Source organism: Roseateles sp. P4_D2 (assembly GCF_056401875.1).
On sequence record NZ_JBFUIM010000001.1, the window covers coordinates 472,848 to 488,075 of the forward strand.

At 67.1% G+C, this 15,228-nt stretch carries 16 protein-coding genes, 1 tRNA gene and 1 pseudogene; 8 read left to right on the plus strand and 10 right to left on the minus strand.

What is annotated here, in order from left to right; genetic code table 11:
* Positions 1 to 68: 68 nt before the first annotated feature.
* Both nadB and AC1DW0_RS02210 read left to right on the plus strand, forming a co-directional pair.
* Complete coding sequence (nadB, locus tag AC1DW0_RS02205; protein ID WP_056195649.1) at positions 69 to 1,673, plus strand: L-aspartate oxidase; 1,605 nt, start codon at positions 69 to 71, stop codon at positions 1,671 to 1,673.
* Between the two features lie 109 nt (positions 1,674 to 1,782).
* Complete coding sequence (locus tag AC1DW0_RS02210) at positions 1,783 to 1,983, plus strand: putative motility protein (protein ID WP_056195652.1); 201 nt, start codon at positions 1,783 to 1,785, stop codon at positions 1,981 to 1,983.
* On the opposite strand, the gene AC1DW0_RS02215 is transcribed toward AC1DW0_RS02210, so the two are convergent.
* The 8 genes from AC1DW0_RS02215 to AC1DW0_RS02250 all read right to left on the minus strand — a co-directional run bounded on the left by AC1DW0_RS02215 (position 1,974) and on the right by AC1DW0_RS02250 (position 8,592).
* Positions 1,974 to 2,264: a hypothetical protein gene (locus tag AC1DW0_RS02215; protein ID WP_157281397.1), complete on the minus strand. Its 291-nt coding sequence runs from the start codon at positions 2,262 to 2,264 to the stop codon at positions 1,974 to 1,976. The genes AC1DW0_RS02210 and AC1DW0_RS02215 overlap by 10 nt on opposite strands.
* Positions 2,251 to 2,487, minus strand: a complete 237-nt coding sequence (locus AC1DW0_RS02220; protein WP_056195655.1) for a hypothetical protein — start codon at positions 2,485 to 2,487, stop codon at positions 2,251 to 2,253. The genes AC1DW0_RS02215 and AC1DW0_RS02220 overlap by 14 nt, the downstream gene beginning before the upstream one ends.
* Positions 2,484 to 2,672 (minus strand): hypothetical protein, encoded by a 189-nt coding sequence (locus tag AC1DW0_RS02225; RefSeq protein WP_056195658.1) that lies wholly within the window; start codon positions 2,670 to 2,672, stop codon positions 2,484 to 2,486. The genes AC1DW0_RS02220 and AC1DW0_RS02225 overlap by 4 nt, the downstream gene beginning before the upstream one ends.
* A 241-nt stretch (positions 2,673 to 2,913) precedes the next feature.
* Positions 2,914 to 4,809, minus strand: coding sequence for a glycoside hydrolase (locus AC1DW0_RS02230; RefSeq protein ID WP_056195661.1), 1,896 nt, complete (start codon positions 4,807 to 4,809; stop codon positions 2,914 to 2,916).
* Between the two features lie 403 nt (positions 4,810 to 5,212).
* On the minus strand, positions 5,213 to 5,449 hold the full coding sequence (locus AC1DW0_RS02235) for a hypothetical protein (RefSeq protein ID WP_157281400.1): 237 nt from the start codon (positions 5,447 to 5,449) through the stop codon (positions 5,213 to 5,215).
* Complete coding sequence (locus AC1DW0_RS02240; RefSeq protein WP_056195667.1) at positions 5,415 to 6,053, minus strand: hypothetical protein; 639 nt, start codon at positions 6,051 to 6,053, stop codon at positions 5,415 to 5,417. Before AC1DW0_RS02240 ends, AC1DW0_RS02235 begins: the two co-directional genes overlap by 35 nt.
* Positions 6,054 to 6,501: 448 nt before the next feature.
* Positions 6,502 to 6,578: transfer RNA gene (locus AC1DW0_RS02245), tRNA-Arg, on the minus strand.
* Positions 6,579 to 6,594: 16 nt separating this feature from the next.
* Positions 6,595 to 8,592 (minus strand): OPT family oligopeptide transporter, encoded by a 1,998-nt coding sequence (locus AC1DW0_RS02250; protein WP_162247760.1) that lies wholly within the window; start codon positions 8,590 to 8,592, stop codon positions 6,595 to 6,597.
* 233 nt (positions 8,593 to 8,825) lie between these two features.
* On the opposite strand from AC1DW0_RS02250, the gene AC1DW0_RS02255 reads away from it, so the two are divergent.
* Positions 8,826 to 9,218 carry a hypothetical protein gene (locus AC1DW0_RS02255; RefSeq protein WP_056195669.1) on the plus strand — a complete coding sequence of 131 codons (393 nt, stop codon included), beginning with the start codon at positions 8,826 to 8,828 and terminating at the stop codon, positions 9,216 to 9,218.
* Between the two features lie 30 nt (positions 9,219 to 9,248).
* Here AC1DW0_RS02255 and arr read toward each other — a convergent pair.
* A pseudogene (gene arr, locus AC1DW0_RS02260) lies at positions 9,249 to 9,666 on the minus strand (NAD(+)--rifampin ADP-ribosyltransferase).
* Between the two features lie 61 nt (positions 9,667 to 9,727).
* Positions 9,728 to 10,987 carry an MFS transporter gene (locus AC1DW0_RS02265; protein WP_056195675.1) on the minus strand — a complete coding sequence of 420 codons (1,260 nt, stop codon included), beginning with the start codon at positions 10,985 to 10,987 and terminating at the stop codon, positions 9,728 to 9,730.
* 69 nt (positions 10,988 to 11,056) lie between these two features.
* Here AC1DW0_RS02265 and AC1DW0_RS02270 point away from each other — a divergent pair, with 69 nt between their 5' ends.
* The 5 genes from AC1DW0_RS02270 (at position 11,057) to AC1DW0_RS02290 (ending at position 15,223) form a co-directional block, all read left to right on the plus strand.
* Entirely contained in the window at positions 11,057 to 11,866 is an 810-nt protein-coding gene (locus AC1DW0_RS02270) for an AraC family transcriptional regulator (protein ID WP_056195678.1), read from the plus strand.
* A 105-nt stretch (positions 11,867 to 11,971) separates the two neighbouring features.
* Positions 11,972 to 12,814 (plus strand): cysteine hydrolase family protein, encoded by an 843-nt coding sequence (locus AC1DW0_RS02275; protein WP_056195681.1) that lies wholly within the window; start codon positions 11,972 to 11,974, stop codon positions 12,812 to 12,814.
* Positions 12,811 to 14,007, plus strand: a complete 1,197-nt coding sequence (gene pncB / locus AC1DW0_RS02280; RefSeq protein WP_056195686.1) for a nicotinate phosphoribosyltransferase — start codon at positions 12,811 to 12,813, stop codon at positions 14,005 to 14,007. The genes AC1DW0_RS02275 and pncB overlap by 4 nt, the downstream gene beginning before the upstream one ends.
* Complete coding sequence (locus AC1DW0_RS02285) at positions 14,004 to 14,195, plus strand: hypothetical protein (RefSeq protein ID WP_056195688.1); 192 nt, start codon at positions 14,004 to 14,006, stop codon at positions 14,193 to 14,195. Before pncB ends, AC1DW0_RS02285 begins: the two co-directional genes overlap by 4 nt.
* On the plus strand, positions 14,192 to 15,223 hold the full coding sequence (locus tag AC1DW0_RS02290) for a bifunctional nicotinamide-nucleotide adenylyltransferase/Nudix hydroxylase (RefSeq protein ID WP_477944767.1): 1,032 nt from the start codon (positions 14,192 to 14,194) through the stop codon (positions 15,221 to 15,223). Before AC1DW0_RS02285 ends, AC1DW0_RS02290 begins: the two co-directional genes overlap by 4 nt.
* The last annotated feature ends 5 nt before the right edge of the window (positions 15,224 to 15,228 follow it).

A 15,228-nucleotide genomic window follows, 5' to 3' on the forward strand; every position in this document is an offset into this window, starting at 1 on the left:
CAGCCTGCGTGTGATGGCAATCCTCACCATGGCGCGGGAGTGCCGGCACTGCATGACAATGCCCGGCCATGACTGCTGCCCCCCCGGACGACGCCCCCGTCGTCATCATTGGCGCCGGCCTGGCCGGCCTCACCGTGGCCCTGCATCTCGCCGACAGCGTGCCCGTCGTCATCCTCGCCAAGCGCGAGCTGACCGAGGCGGCCACCGCGTGGGCCCAGGGCGGCATCGTCGGCGTGCTGGGCAGCGACGATTCCATCGAAAGCCATGTGCGCGACACCCAGGACGCTGGCGCAGGCCTCGTCGACGAAGCCGCCGCCCGCTTCATCGCCGAGCGCAGCGCTGCAGCCGTAGGCTGGCTGGTGGACCAGGGCGTGCCCTTCACGACCGACGACACCGGCCCGATGGGCCTGCACCTGACGCGTGAGGGCGGGCACGCTGTGCGTCGCATTGCCCACGCAGCCGACGCCACCGGCAAGGCCATCCACGACCAGCTGCTGGAGCTGGCCCGCAAGCACCCCAACATCACGCTGCGCGAGCGCTGGATGGCGCTGGACCTGATCACGTCACGCCACGTGCAGCGCGACGAACCGCCCCGCGTCTATGGCACCTACGCGCTGGACATCGACACCCAGCGTGTGGAGACGCTGGCGGCACGCGCCGTCGTGCTGGCCACTGGCGGCGCCGGCAAGGTTTACCGCTACACCACCAACCCCGACACCTCGACCGGCGATGGCATCGCCATGGCCTGGCGCGCGGGCTGCCGGGTCGCGAACATGGAGTTCATCCAGTTCCACCCGACCTGCCTGTACCACCCGCAGGAGCGCAGCTTCCTCATCACCGAGGCCTTGCGCGGCGAGGGTGGGCATCTGAAGTTGCCGGATGGCACCCGCTTCATGGCGGCGCATGACGAGCGCATGGAGCTGGCACCGCGCGACATCGTCGCCCGCGCCATCGACTTCGAGATGAAAAAGCACGGCCTGGACCATGTGTGGCTGGACGCCACGCATCTCGGCGAAGCCTTCCTCATCGAGCATTTCCCGACCATCCATGCCCGCTGCCTCAAGCTCGGCATCGACATCGCCCGGCAGCCCATCCCCGTCGTGCCGGCCGTGCACTTCACCTGCGGCGGTGCTGTGACCGACCTGCTCGGCCGCTGCGACCTGCCGGGCCTGTATGCCGTGGGCGAAACCGGCTACACCGGCCTGCACGGCGCCAACCGCCTGGCCAGCAACTCGCTGCTGGAATGCGTGGTGCTGGGCCAGACCTGTGCGGCCGACATCCTGTCGCACCCGCTCCCCGACGGGGCTCCCATCCCGGCCTGGGACGAGAGCCAGGTCGAGAACGCCGACGAGCAGGTCGTCATCGCCCACAACTGGGACGAACTGCGCCTGTTGATGTGGAACTACGTCGGCATCGTGCGTACCACCAAGCGCCTGGAGCGCGCGCTGCATCGCATCAAGCTGCTGCGCGGCGAGATTGATGACTACTACGGGAGCTTCCGAGTCACGCGCGACCTGCTGGAACTGCGCAACCTCGTCGAATGCGCCGAGCTGATCGTGCGCTCGGCCCTGATGCGCCACGAGAGCCGCGGCCTGCACTTCAGCCGCGACTACCCGCGCACGCTGCCGGTGAGCTTCCCGACGGTGTTGATCAGCAAACGGCGCCGACGCTAGCACCGAGCGCGGATATGCCGGGCCTCAGCTCTTCACCATACAAGCTCGCCGTCGTGCCAGGCTGCTCGTTCCGACTCAAGTTCTGATCAGGCCTGCCGATACATGCGAGATGGACATCGCCAACTCCGCCAGCGTCAACATCGCGTCGAGCAATACCCAAGGGGCAGCCGATGCGGTCGGCCTCCTGGTGCTGCGCAAGGCGATCGACATTCAGGCGGCGGGCGCCATGGCCCTGCTCAGCGCGCTGCCGCAGCAGCCTGCACTGGCGACCGAAGGCACGCTGGGGCGCAACGTGAACGTTTACGCCTGAGTAAGACCGGGGCGCGGTTCAGGCGCCCAGAATCCCCCGACCACCGCGCATCGCCCCTCTGCCCCAACGCGAGACCCGGCGCCGGCATAGGGCATCGTGACAGGCGTGGGCGAATTGAAGGCGGCAGCCAATCGGGCGCCGAAGAGCGGGCCGGTGGCGATGGCCATCACCAGGTTCCCGTCGCCATCGCGGGCGCTGATCCTGCCGGCGGCGCTGTCGAAGGCCCAATGGCTGACGCCGGCCTCGGCGCCAAGATGGCGGTTCGCATCAAGCAATCCCATGATCGTCTCCTGCTCTGGCGGCGAACTCGGCGACGGTGTCTTGCCACTCGTTCCAGCCGCCTTCCTTCACCTCGATGGCGCACAGAAATTCCATCTCGAAGCGCTTGGCCTGAGCCTCACGCCTGAGCCTGGCTCGCTCTTCGACCCGCTTGGCCCGGGCCGCGAAACGCCGCGGCATCTTCTCGAGCAGCGCGGCGAAGCCGACAGGTTTGTTGATCGTCAAAGCACCGTCCTCCGCGGGTCCAGTTCGGTGCCTTCCCAGGCCTCTTCATCGGTCGCTGGCTGCGCGGCGAGGTGCGGCGCGTATTCGGCTTCCCACGCGCGCAACTGGCTGATGGTGATGCGCAGCAGCGAGGCGCTGGCCCAGAGCGCGTCATCCGGGGCAAGTGGGGTGGATTGAGATTGCATGGCGGCTCCTGTTTTCGATGGAGCCAGTCTCGGAGCCCGCCGGCCGCGGGGGTATCGCCCTTTGGGGGTGCCGAGGGGGGATGGGCGGGCGGGCATCCCCCGTCGTATCCCTCCAAAGGGGGATGGCGGTCGACTCGAAAGCCACGACCTCAGATGCGAGAAAGGCGCCTAGGCTGTTGATTTCGCTAGGGATTCGTGGGCCTACGGCACCGGAGCCTGCGTCTGCGCCCGGGAAGGTGTCTCAGCCAGGGTTCAGTGCCGTCGCGGGCGGGCAGAAAGTCCTGGGCAGCACCGAGCGCCCGCTGAGTCTGACGCAGTTCGGCTGCAGGCCCTGCCAGGCCCGGCTGCCGAAGTTGGCTGTCACGGCCCTGCCGTCTGCGTAGCTGACCTGCTGCACGCTGTGGTCGTCCGTGAGCCACGCGAAGGCCGTGAGCGCCACGGGTGCCGACACGCCGTGCACGGCCTGGAAGTCGTCATGCGCCGCCTTCAGCCAGGCGGCGGCACTGGCGAGGTCGCGCCGGTCAAGGTTCCACAGAGTCGGCACGCCATACAGCAACGAACGCGCGTAGCGGCGCGCTTCCTGGCCCACCACCTTGGTCAGGCTGAGCTCCCAACGATCCACGGTCACCAACGCGTCGTGGTAGACCGCATCGAACAGGGGCAGGCGATCAGCGGGTTCGAACAGAGCGCGTGCTTCGTCAGCCGTGGGCGTGAAACGGCCGAAATAGATCGGAGGGCGCTCCGGTGGCCAATAGCCGCTGAAGCGCTTGTCGCTGAGCAGGGGCCAGAACGCCGCCACGTGGGCCTGCCCGGTGCCGTGCGAGTAATGCGTGACGTCGGCGCTCCAGGCGGTCACGTTCTCCGAGCCCAGCACCAGGCCGAACTTGCGCATGCCCAGTTTCAGGCGGGCCAGGACGTTGCGGCGATCCTGCGCCTTGGTCATGCGGTGCTCGGGGCTGAAGTCGTCGTAGAAGTTGCCGAAGCCGTCCACGTCGATGAAGACCTGGCTTGCGCCGTCACGGATGTGCCCCTCGTAGCGCTGCGCCGGGACAAAGCCTGCCGGGTGCCGTGCGATGGCTTCGCTGGACATCTGGCAGCCTCTGCTGGCGAAGCCCGGCACGACGGCGCCCTGCTTGTCGCGCAGGCAGCCCGACGGATAGAGCTCAGGCCCCCAGATCGCGGCGGGCATGTCGGCCGTGTCGTCGGGTTGGCCATTGTCGAAGGCGTCGTAGGGCCCCGCCAGGTAGCCCAGGCCATGGGCCTTCTTCAGGTAGGCCGGCCGGACCAGGTGCTTGTGCGTCTTCGGGTCCTGGTCGTAGCTGATCACGAGCCTGGCAATACCCAGCGCCTTCAAGTCGTCCAGGAAAGCGAGATCGCGGCCATCGCCCCATACGTACAGATGCGGGGCGCCAAACAGGCGGTCCAGTTCAGGCACCTGCTTGTCGGCAAAGGATCGCAACCGACCCTGCTGTCGCAGGTGGCTTCTGTAGAACAGCGCCGGTGCGAGCGGGTTGGGTGTGCCGAGCTCGATCATCAGATCCAGCGTGCTGGCACCGTCGGCGAAGTCATGTCTCAGGCTGGCCTGCAGCCCGTTCGAGTTCTGCAGGCAAAGCTCGGACTGAAAGCCGTCGTCCAGCGCGTAGGTGATGGCCCGCGTGCCTGTGAGGTGGGTCCACGCCGGGAAGGACAACAGGGTGGTGCCGCCGAAGCACTGCGGGCGGTTGAAGACAGAGCGCCAGTAGGCATCGTTGACGCCGAAGGCCATGCCCTGCCCATCCGGCACGATCCAGGTTCCTGACGAGACTTCTGGCATGGACGCCTGCCAGCGCGTGCCGTGCTGCCCGGTGACCGACACCTTGAGCGCCCGGCCTTGTGTACTGAGGCGCACCTGCTGGCCTTCGCCGGTTGTCCAGGCCCAGGCCCCCGGGCTTGTGGTGACCGGGCTGTCATGCGCTTGCACCTGGGGCTTGAGCAGGGGGATCGGTGCGGCATCGCCGTCGCGGGCTTCGATACGCAAGGTGGCGCTGTCGACGAGGTAGGTGACCGAGCCGGCGTGGACCTCGATCACGGCCGCCTGCGCGATGGTCGACAGGATGGCCAGCAGCAGACCGCCGAGGCCCAAGGCGCGGGACGTCATGGATTCAGATGGCTTTGTGCAGTGCGGGCGATTGTCGTAGCCACCGCCGCGTACGGAGCGGTTCGGACTTCCGCTTGTCGATTTCTGCCGTCTCGGATCGTCGTGAGGTTGTGGCGGCAGAAACCGCAGCGACTCCCGGGCCGATGCCCCTGGCCATCAACGAAGGAATCCTTATGCGCAACGGTCTTGTTCCCGTGTCGTCGTGCCGGTGGGTCCATCTTCATGTCGCGATCGTCGTGTGTGCCGTGATCGCAGCGACGATCCAGTCAATCTGCGCCGTGGCCCCCATGGAAATGCAGGGTGCAACGGCTTCGACCCCTTCTAGAGACGCGCCGCAGCGCAGCGACACCTGAGTGTCGGCCGAACTGGGCACGGTGCGCAGGCAAGCCGTTGAATCATTCGGTCAGAGGACAGTTCCATGAGAAGGATCGTGTCGGTCGCTGACGGCATCGCCGGGCGCGGTGGGCGAGCGATAGCCCTGCAGGCCGAGCTCGGCGATATAGCGTCCATCCAGCGCCTGTTCGACGCAGCACAGCAGGCGTTCGGGGCGCCTGACATCGTGGTCGTCAACGCGGGCGTGGTGGTCATCAAGCCGGCGCGCCCATTCAACCCCCTTCGGCATCGAGATCAAGGAGGTCATTGACCGCCGCGTCCTGCGCATCGGCACTGCTCTTCAAGTCCAAGGCTGATTGACGCTTGTCGAGTAGCGAGACTGCGCCCGAAACGATCAGCGCCAGCATCGCAACTCCGAAGGAGAAACATCCACCGATGAAAAGCAGCACGGCGTGCGATTCAAGGTGGCGGAAATTCGCGCCGGCGTAGTACGCCGCATAGCCTGCGGCCAGTGCCATGCTGGCTAGACCGCTTCCGGTCATGACAATGGCCACGAGAAGCAGGAACCAGCAGACAAGCATTCCGGCGAGGGGAACCCGCCGCGCGCTGTGGATATCGACAACCTTCTCAGAGAACGTGATTGATGCGACGAGGATGGCGACCAGAATTGTCAAAAAACTCTTTGCCAAGTCCTTCGACTCCGCGTAGTCCTTTTCCAGAAACAACTTCGCGTTGCGCTCGATGCACTCAGCGAACTTGGCATCCGTCGACTGCAAGACCTGGTTCGAGCCATCCACGCAGATGGTCAAGGAGCCGGGCGCTTGGAACCACGGGAGGGTCAATTGCCTGGCAGCGAAGATCGCTAAGGCAGCAATACCAACGACTAAGAACCAGCGAATTGATTTGGTCATGACTCCGTGTACAGGCGCAGGGCATTGGATCGCCCTCAAGCAGTCGCACGTTCGCACGCAGGTCCAACCGAGCGAATCATCAGATGTGAGGAGGAAGATCGTTCGCATATCGGACTGTCACGCTTTTCCGTTCGACAGCTTCGCCCAAGGCGCGACGCCGAGCCGGCCGGTGCATCGAAGCCGACGGCGAATTGCATCAGATGGCCGCCGGCATACTTAAAGAAGCGACGGGACGGCGAGGATAAAAGCGACTCAATGGGTCGAGGTCAGCGCGCTTGCCGTGGCCCGCCGCTGCCAAAAGCGGACATGCTCCGTCTCTCGCGGTCCGGTCCGCGATGCCATTAGTCCCGTGCCACTCGGTCAACCGCCACCTGACACGAAAAAAGCGCCTAAGCCCTTGAGGAACTTAGGCGCCTGATCGGCAGTGAGTTCTCGTGAACTCTTGATTTGGCCTGCCCGGAGGGACTCGAACCCCCGACCTGCTGCTTAGAAGGCAGCTGCTCTATCCAGTTGAGCTACGGGCAGACAGAACAGGTGATTATCAGATCAGCACGCCGATGATCGCGTCGCCGATGCCCATCAGGGCGGCGCCGGAGATCAGCCCGGCGCAGATGGGCTCCATGCCTTCGACCCAGATGCGGTGGCCGCGGGAGTCGGCGGGGGCGTTCTTGTACTTCTTGGCCATGTACCAGAACATCAGCGCGCCGACGAACATCATGAAGGTGGCTTGCGGCGGCAGCGTGACGCCCAGGCCGATGGCTACGGCCGACAGGCCCGATTTGCCCTTGGTGACGATGCGAGCCACTTCGATGGCGACGGCCGCCAGGGCGGCAACGGCCATGGAGATCAGCGCCGAGGTGGGCAGGCTCTTCAATCCCTTGGCGATGATGTCGGCCACGCCCTTCCACTGCAGCGCGGCAGGGAAGCCGAACTGGTCGGACACCATGTTCGCCGCGCTGGCAGCGCCGTTGGCATCAGGCTTGATGAACAGCAGGAAGAACAGCGGCACGCAGACCAGCACGCCGGCCAGGTTGCCGATGATGTGGCCGATGGCCTGGTGGCGCGGCTTGCCGCCGAGCATGTAGCCGGGCTTGATGTCGGACAGCAGGTTGGCCGCGTTGGAGGCGATCTCGGCCGTCATGCCCGCAGGCAGCAGGTTGGAACCGGGGTTGGTGCGGTCCAGCGCGCCCATCGTGAACTGCGTGATCTTGGACAGGGACCCGGTCGGCGTCCACGACGTCAGCGCCATGGAGTTGGTGCAGATCACGGTCAGCACGAAGATCAGCGGCAGCGACACGATGGCCAGCCACAGCGGCACGCCGAAGAAGGCGTGCGTGGCGTAGCAGCCCATCAGGCTGACGACGGGCACGCCAATCCAGCTGATCCACAGCGGCACCTCGATGTCCTTGAGCAGGTCACTCTTGGGTTCCGCCTTGGCCGCGATCTGCGCCGGCGTCTTGCGCTTGAACGCACTCGTGAAGATCTCGGGCTTGGCCAGCAGCGACACCAGCGCGCCCACGACCATCATCGTCACGCCCCACCACAGCGACCACTGGTTGACGATCTCCACGCGGTTCAGCGGGATCAGCACGCCATTGGCGCCCAGGCGCGGCGCGATGTCACCGGCCTGGATCATCAGCGGTGCCAGGAACACGAAGTTGACGATGACGCCAACGAAGCAGCTCGTCGCGACGGCGAGGCCCATCAGGCCCCCGGTGCCGATCAACGCGGCGTCCACCACCAGGCGCAAGCCCAGGGTGCGGAAGTCCGTTCCCAGGATGCTGGGAATGAAGCCGTGCGCCTTGACGGCCCAGGCGTAGTAGTAGTCGTCGATGCGCTCGTGCAGATGCCAGGGCTCCGTCATGCCGGCCCACTTGTCCATGGCCAGCAGCTTGAACTGGATCAACTTCATCCAGCCTTCGCCGCAGATGCCCTGTAGCAGCGCCGCGCCGCCCGCCACCCAGCCCAGCAGCTTGGCCTTGAACATGCCCTCGCTGCCCTTGCCGTGGTACAGCGAGTCGAGCACCACGCCGCAGGCACGGCCTTCCGGGAAGGGCGCCTGGTCTTCATTGATGAAGCGGCGCTTCAGCGGGAAGGCCAGCAGCACGCCCACCAGCGACACCAGGAACATCCAGATGGCGATCTGCCACCACAGCGGCACATGGCCCGTCACCAGCATGTAGGCCGGCAGGCTGGAGATCAGCGCCGTGGTCACATAGCCCGACGCTGTGGCGATGGACTGGGTGCAGTTGTTCTCGAGGATGGTGTAGTCCTGAGCCAGGCCGGCCGCGTGCAGCGCGCGGAACAGTGCAAAGGCCAGGATGACCGAAGTGAGGCCAACGCCGAGGGAAATGCCCGTCTTGGCACCGATGTACAGGCCGGTGGAGGAGAGCACACCGCCGAGCAGGAAACCGGTGATACCGGAGCGCAGCGAAAGCTGGGCCATGTCGCCGCGGAAGACGTTCTTGAACCACCACTCGTCCTTTTGGGCGCGTGTCATGGTGGCGATCTGCTCGTCGGTCAGGTGTTGGAGTGCCATGAGATCAGGGCGGCGCTTGTGACGCGGCCTGGTTAAAGCAAAGCTGGCGATTGTCCCGGCCGACCGCTCGGTCGGACTTTGGGATATGCCCTGGGTCGAAGCCCCTGGATGCGGGGGCTCAAAAAAATACCGCCACGGCAAGGCCAGCGGCGGCGCATCGGTCAGAAGCGGGCGCATTTTGCCAGCTTTCCCGAACCGGGCCGCGCCACAATGCGGCGGCTCCAGGCATTGGCATGACAGCTCCCATTTCTCCCCTGATCCACGCACTGCGCCTGCTCAAGGCCGAACTGGCGCAGGCGCGCCATTCGCCGTCGCAACGCCAGGCAACGGCCGGGGCCTCGGCTGGCTTGGTCAATCGGGCCGCGCCACCCGCGGCCGTGACGGCATTGCAGGGGCTGACCGCCAAGCTCAAGGCCGCCCGAGCTCAAGGCGGTGCCATCCCCCGTGCCAAGGCCTTGCGCCTGTTCGTCGAGGCTGCGTTGCTCGATGAACTCGGCGGCGAGTTGCAACTGGATCCGGCGCTGGAAGGCCTGGTGGAGCGCACCTGCCGGGCCATCGAGCAGGATGCCGGCAGCGCGGCCTTGTTGGACGAAGCCTTGCAGGAGCTTCAGGCCCTGGTTGACTGAGCCTCACCGGCTGGGCCGCAGGGCCTATTGCTATTCCTGGATGGCCTCGATGCCGAGTTCGCGCATCCGCTGCACATGCGCCAGCATGGTTTGCATGCTGCTCGGGGGAGTGGCCCTGCCATTGCATGACTTCGCCCGTCACCCGCAGCCCCGCCTTGCAGCGGTAGGACTTGGTTGGATTGCCGGGGAACTTGCGGTCAGTCAGGTTGGGGTCGTCTTCGATGGGGCCGGTGGGCTCCACGATGTAGATGCGGCCGCGGTCCTCGCCCACGGCCAGCTCAGCGCCCCAGATCGCGGCTTCCAGCGTCGCGGACAGATAGACGTAGTTCGCCTTCTTGCGCTGGCCGTAGTTGGACACGTAGCCAGGCTGGATCAGGTCACCGGCCTGCAGGTCGGCCTTGGTGCCGTGGTAATACGGTGGAGGGCTTGGAGCGTCGGTGCTTGTCATCGGGCCGTTAGGGGCGAGGGCGCGACAGTGTCCATGACAGAGGCAATCTCGTGAAGCCCCGTCACGCCTGGGCCGGCACCGCCGCCGTCCTGCGGCTCAGGCCCAGCCCCACCAGGCCCGCCGACGCAATGCCCATCATCAACGCCGCCGCCGAGCCCGCGAACACGCCGCGCGGCATGCCCTGGTCCAGGATGGCCCCGAACACGGGTGCGGCAATCGCAAAGCCGATGTCGAGGCCCGAATACACGGTGCCATAGACCCGGCCGGTCGCTCCCGGCGGCGAGGCGCGCTTGATCAGCATGTCGCGCGACGGGCCGGCCAGGCCGGTACCAAAACCCGCCAGCGCGGCCACGATGGCCGCCAGCCCGCCGGGCAGCCAGCCGGTCGCCGTCAGCAGCAGCAATGCGGCGGCAAAGGCCATGGCAAACGCAATCGTGCGCTCCAGCCGCTCGGCCTTGGCGACCAGGAAGCCGCCGCAGACCATGCCCGCCGCGCCGGCCAGCATGTAGCCGGTGACGACATAGGCCGTCAGTGCCAGCGGCAGGCCGTAGATCTGGTGCAGGGCCGGGCTGGCAAAGCTCTGGATGGCCGACAGCGCCGCCGTGCTCCAGAAGAAGAAGGAAAAGCACAGCCACACCGAGGGCAGCTTCAAGAAAGCCATGGGGTGCTCCGCCTTGACGCCGGCCGCCGGCTTCGCGTGTCCCCACGACCCTTGGCGGTCGTCTATTGCCGAGCGCTGCCAGAACAGCAGGGCCATCACCGAAAGCGCGACGAGGGCTGTGCCGACATAGGCGAAACGCCAGTTGCCCGTCGCCTCGGCAATGCCGATGGAGAACACCGGCGCGAAGGCCCAGCCGAGGTTGCCGCTGATGCCATGCACCGAGAAGGCGTGGCCCAGGCGTGGTTGCGACACACGCTTGTTCAGGATGGTGAAGTCGGCCGGGTGGAAGGGGGCGTTGCCGACGCCGGCGAGTGCTGCCGCCAGCATCAGCCCGCCAAAGCCCTGGGCCAGGCCCGCAGCGATGGAGGCGAGAAAGAAGCTCGCCATCGCCGCGAACAGTACCGGCCGGGCACCGATGCGGTCGACGATGAAGCCCGACAGCGCCTGCCCGGCGCCCGAGATGACGAAAAAGGTCGTCACCAGCAAACCCAGTTCCGAATAGCTCAGGCCAAAAGCCTGGATGAAGGCCGGGAACAGCGGCGGCAGCAGCATGTGGAAGAAGTGCGACGTGCCGTGGGCGACACCGATGGTCGAGATCGTCGTGACGTCACGCCGGCGCTGCAGGCCGGCGTCGAGGGAAGAGGCGAGGGCGGTATCCATGCCCTCAATGTAGGCAGGGCAGCGTCGGCGTTGTTACGATGGTTCGTCAACTTCTGTCGAAATTCAGCCATGGCCAGCCGTCGCAGCTTTCCTGCCTTCTCGCCCGAGCTCTTCGCGCCGACGCCCGAGCGGCCGCTGCGCGCCAAATCGCGGCTGCTGGAGCACCTGGCCGACATCCAGCCGCACCGGCACGACTGGGCCCAGCTCGTGTTCTCGATGACGGGCGCCGTGCGCGTGAACACCGAGGCGTCGACCTACATCGTGCCGCCGTCGCGGGCGGTGTGGATTCCGCCTGGCGTCGTCCACGCGGTCACGGCCATCGAGCAGTGCGACCTGCGCACCCTCTACCTCGGCCCCGAGCTGCTGGCGGGCGAGGCCTGGCAGGTGGGGCGGGTGCTGGAGGTGTCGCCGCTGCTGCGCGAGCTGGTGCTGGCCCTGCCCGCCATGCCCGATCCCGCACCCCCGGAGAGCCGCGACGACGCCGAGCGACGCGGCGCCATGGAGCGGCTGGTGCTCAGTGAACTCCAGCGCGCCCGCCCGTTGGCGCTGGGCGTTGCCCTGCCTCAGGACGCGCGGCTGCGCAAGCTCTGCGAGGCCATGCTGCGCGAGCCCGGTCGCCATGCCGGCCTGGACGAATGGGCCGCCGAGGCGGGCGCCAGCCCGCGCACGCTGAGCCGGCTGTTCCGCGAGCAGCTCGGCACCAGCTTCGCGCAATGGCGCTCGCAACTGCTGCTGGCCCACGCGCTGACCCTGGCGGCGCGCGGCCGGCCGATGAGCCATATCGCCAGCGAGCTCGGCTATGCCAGTGCCAGCGCCTTCACGGCCATGGTGACGCGCACGGTGGGCATGCCACCAAGCCGGTTCTTTGCAGAGGCGTGATCAGGCGTTCCGCCCGCACCCCACCCGTCGCAGCGCCGGCCGGAATGCATCTTTGAGTCGATAGAGTTGCGCCGGCCTGGAGGCACACAACAACAGGACACGCCCATGAAGACGCATCTGCTGCTGATCGACCCTCAGAACGATTTCTGCGACCTGCCGGTGGACTGGCTGCCGCGCTCGCCCGTGACGGGAGAACTCATCCAGCCCGCGCTGCCGGTGGCCGGTGCTCACGCCGACCTGCAGCGCGCCGCTGGCCTGGTGGAGCGCCTGCGCGGCCAGATCGACGCCATCACCGTGACGCTGGATTCGCATCACCGCATCGACATCGCCCACCCTGGCTTTTGGCTGGAAACGGCCAGCGGCCGCCACCCCGGGCCGTTCACGCCCATCACGGCCGCCCAGGTCCGATGCGGCGAGTACCTGCCGCGCGACCCCGCCCACCTCGACCGCGCGCTGGCCTATCTGGATGCGCTGGAGGCCGCCGGCCGCTACACGCTGATGGTCTGGCCGGTGCACTGCCAGATGGGCAACTGGGGCCATGGCGTGCACGCCGGCCTGCAGGCTGCGCTGGACGCCTGGGCGGACAGGGAAGGGCGCTCGGTGGCCGTCGTCACCAAGGGCGAGAACCCCTGGACCGAGCACTACAGCGCGCTTCAGGCCGAGGTGCCCGACCCCTCCGACGAAAGCACCGCGCTGAACCAGGCCCTGCTGGCCGAGCTGGATCGCTTCGACCGCGTGCTGATCGCCGGCGAGGCCGGCAGCCATTGCGTGAGAGCCACCGTCGAACACCTGGCCGACCATCTGCCGTCGCGGCAGTTGGCCAAACTGGTGCTGCTGACCGATTGCATCAGCCCCGTGGCGGGCTTCGAGGCCCAGCAGGCCGGCTTCCTGGCCGCGATGCGGGCACGCAGTTTGCAGTTGTCCACCAGCACGGAGATCCAGGCATGAGCACCCCCGTCATCACCAGCCTGCTGGACACCGACCTCTACAAGTTCACGATGTGGCAGGCGCTGCTGCATCGCCACCCGCAGACGCAGGCCGAGTACCGCTTCGTCTGCCGCAACCAGCCCGGCTACCCGCTGGCCGAGCTGAAGGCCGACGTCGAGCGCGAGCTGCAGGCGCTATGTTCCCTGAGCTTTCGCGCCGATGAGCTGGCCTATGTGAAGGGCCTGCGCTTCATCAAGAGCGACTTTGTCGACTTCCTGCGCATCTTCCGGTTCCAGCGCGATTTCGTCGAAGTGACGACGGACGGCGCGCAGCTCAACATCGTCGCGCGCGGCCCGCAGGTGCATGTGATGGGTTTCGAGATTCCGATACTGGCCATCGTCAACGAGCTCTATTTCCGCCGGCTGGATACGCCCGAGGTTCGTGCCGAAGGCCAACGCCGGCTGAACGCCAAGATCGCCACGCTGCAGGCCTTTGCCGCCGAGCCCCTGCCGCAGCGCCACCCCTTCGATCTGTTCGACTTCGGTCTGCGCCGCCGTTTCTCCGGCGCCTGGCAGCGCGAGGTGGTGACCCGGCTGCGCGACGCCTTGCCCCAGCATTTCAAGGGCAGCTCCAACGTGCTGCTGGCCAAGGAGCTGGGCCTGGTGCCCATCGGCACCATGGCGCACGAATACCTGCAAACCTACCAGGCCCTGGGCACCGTGCGCTTGCGCGACCACCAGAAGGCGGCGCTGGAGGACTGGGTGCAGGAATACCGCGGCGACCTCGGCACGGCGCTGACCGACGTCGTCGGCATGGACGCCTTCCTGGCCGACTTCGATCTCTATTTCGCCAAGCTCTTCGACGGCCTGCGCCATGACAGCGGCGACCCGGTCGCCTGGGGCGAGAAGGCCCTGGCCCACTACGCCAGGCTGCGCATCGACCCGCACACCAAGCGCCTGGTGTTCAGCGACGGCCTGACCGTGACCAAGGCCATCGAGCTGTACCGCCACTTCGCCGACCGCGTGCAGCTCGGCTTTGGCATCGGCACCCACCTCAGCAACGACCTGGGGCCCACGCCGCTGAACATCGTCATGAAACTGACCCACGCCAACGGCCAGCCCGTGGCCAAGCTCAGCGACAGCCCCGGCAAGACGCTCTGCGACGACGAGACCTTCCTCGCCTATCTGCGACAAGTGTTTGGCATCAAGCCATGATCAAGCTCATCCTCGTCCCGGTGCTGGACGGACTGCTCAAGCCGCTCATTGAACGCGTCGCCCGCATGGTCCAGCGCCGCGGATACAAGCGCCGCCAGGCGCCGCCGCTGATCCGGCTGCATGCCCGCGCTTTTGGCCAGGGGCGGCAGGTGCCCATTGCGGCGGTTTTTCCCGGAGTGCTGTCATGACCTCTGCCGCCGTCGTCATCGGCCGCTTCCAACCGGTTCACAACGGCCACGTCAGCTTGTTGCGCGCGGCGCTGGCCGAGGCGCCCCGCGTCATCGTGCTGCTCGGCTCGGCCCACCAGGCGCGTTCACCGCGCCATGCCTTCAGCTGGACCGAGCGCGCCGAGATGCTGCGCCTGGCCCTGACCGACGCCGAGCGTGAATGCGTGGAGATCGTGGCGCTGCGCGACCTCTATGACGAGGCGCGCTGGGTGCAGGCCGTGCGTGCGGCCGTGCAGGAGCGCGTGGGCGACGCCGACGTCACGCTGGTCGGCCACTTCAAGGATGCCACCAGCGACTACCTGCGCCGCTTCTCGCCCTGGCGCCTGCTGAGCCTGCCGCGCCAGCACCGCGTGGACGCCACCGACCTGCGCGCCGCACTGTTCGAGGCCGGGCCCGAGGCCCTGGACGGCGTGCTGGCCAGCTGGGTCGATCAGGTGCCGCCGGGTACGCGCAGCTTCGTGCAGGCCTGGGCGCATCTGCCCTACCTGGCGGCGCTGCGGCGCGAATGGGCCATGCTCAAGGCCTACCGACAGGCCTGGGCGGCGGCGCCGTATGCGCCGGTCTTCGTCACCGTGGACCTGGTGCTGCGCTGCGCCGACCATGTGCTGCTGATCCAGCGCGCCAAGGACCCCGGCCAAGGGTTGTGGGCCCTGCCGGGCGGCTTCGTCGAGCCGCGCGACACGCTCCACCAGTCCGCCGTGCGCGAACTCGAAGAGGAAACCGGCCTGCGCCTGCTGCCCGAGACGCTGGCGGGCGCGCTGCAGGGCGTGGCCGTCTTCGACCACCCCGACCGCAGCCAGCGCGGTCGCACGATCTCGCACGCCCACCACTTCGATCTGGGGGATCGCGAGTTGCCCGAGGTGCTGGGCGCAGATGACGCGGCCCAGGCACGCTGGGTGCCGGTGGCTGAACTGCTGGCGATGGAAGAGCAGTTCTTCGACGACCACTTCCACATGCTGGACCGCTTCCTGAGCTTGCTGCCGGCATGACGATT

Coding starts and splice junctions, on each gene's coding strand:
- AC1DW0_RS02235 (WP_157281400.1), bottom strand. CDS start 5,449: ATGACCTCCTTGATCTCGATGCCGAAGGGGGTTGAATGGGCGCGCCGG.
- AC1DW0_RS02215 (WP_157281397.1), bottom strand. CDS start 2,264: ATGGGATTGCTTGATGCGAACCGCCATCTTGGCGCCGAGGCCGGCGTC.
- AC1DW0_RS02255 (WP_056195669.1), top strand. CDS start 8,826: ATGACAGCTCCCATTTCTCCCCTGATCCACGCACTGCGCCTGCTCAAG.
- AC1DW0_RS02285 (WP_056195688.1), top strand. CDS start 14,004: ATGATCAAGCTCATCCTCGTCCCGGTGCTGGACGGACTGCTCAAGCCG.
- AC1DW0_RS02265 (WP_056195675.1), bottom strand. CDS start 10,987: ATGGATACCGCCCTCGCCTCTTCCCTCGACGCCGGCCTGCAGCGCCGG.
- AC1DW0_RS02275 (WP_056195681.1), top strand. CDS start 11,972: ATGAAGACGCATCTGCTGCTGATCGACCCTCAGAACGATTTCTGCGAC.
- AC1DW0_RS02230 (WP_056195661.1), bottom strand. CDS start 4,809: ATGACGTCCCGCGCCTTGGGCCTCGGCGGTCTGCTGCTGGCCATCCTG.
- nadB (WP_056195649.1), top strand. CDS start 69: ATGACTGCTGCCCCCCCGGACGACGCCCCCGTCGTCATCATTGGCGCC.
- AC1DW0_RS02290 (WP_477944767.1), top strand. CDS start 14,192: ATGACCTCTGCCGCCGTCGTCATCGGCCGCTTCCAACCGGTTCACAAC.
- AC1DW0_RS02240 (WP_056195667.1), bottom strand. CDS start 6,053: ATGACCAAATCAATTCGCTGGTTCTTAGTCGTTGGTATTGCTGCCTTA.
- AC1DW0_RS02270 (WP_056195678.1), top strand. CDS start 11,057: ATGGCCAGCCGTCGCAGCTTTCCTGCCTTCTCGCCCGAGCTCTTCGCG.
- pncB (WP_056195686.1), top strand. CDS start 12,811: ATGAGCACCCCCGTCATCACCAGCCTGCTGGACACCGACCTCTACAAG.
- AC1DW0_RS02225 (WP_056195658.1), bottom strand. CDS start 2,672: ATGCAATCTCAATCCACCCCACTTGCCCCGGATGACGCGCTCTGGGCC.
- AC1DW0_RS02250 (WP_162247760.1), bottom strand. CDS start 8,592: ATGGCACTCCAACACCTGACCGACGAGCAGATCGCCACCATGACACGC.
- AC1DW0_RS02210 (WP_056195652.1), top strand. CDS start 1,783: ATGGACATCGCCAACTCCGCCAGCGTCAACATCGCGTCGAGCAATACC.